Origin of the sequence: Bacillus sp. SRB_8 (genome assembly GCF_003264205.1) — a bacterium.
In the GTDB taxonomy this organism is placed as follows: domain Bacteria; phylum Bacillota; class Bacilli; order Bacillales; family Bacillaceae_G; genus Bacillus_A; species Bacillus_A mycoides.
Map to the genome: position 1 here is coordinate 1 of NZ_NADT01000155.1, position 465 is coordinate 465.

Here is a 465-nt window from a genome sequence, read left to right on the forward strand (position 1 = left end):
CTAGAGGTGTCAGAAAAGGTACCACAGGGATAACAGGCTTGTGGCAGCCAAGCGTTCATAGCGACGTTGCTTTTTGATCCTTCGATGTCGGCTCTTCCTATCATTGTGAAGCAGAATTCACCAAGTGTTGGATTGTTCACCCACCAATAGGGAACGTGAGCTGGGTTTAGACCGTCGCGAGACAGGTTAGTTTTATCCTACTGATATGCGTTATCTTCGTCGTGACAGTAATTCAACTCAGTACGAGAGGAACCGTTGATTCGCATGACTGGTAAATTCGGTTGCTCGACAGGGCATTGCTGAGAAGCTGTCATGCGTGGGATAACGGCTGAACGCCTCTAAGCCGGAAGCCTCGCTGGAAATCGACGAACTGTTAGTCCGCTGTGTGAAGAGTTTTGGCAATAGCACCTTTCGGGGTGCTCTGGATCATATCTTGTTTGTGTGGCTGGTTCGTGTCTAAAACGG

The 465-nt window shown here is 49.0% G+C and carries 1 rRNA gene; it reads left to right on the top strand.

The features are described 5' to 3' along the window. Positions 1-403 (top strand): 23S ribosomal RNA (locus tag B5P40_RS33170); the annotation flags it as partial. Positions 404-465 lie beyond the last annotated feature (62 nt).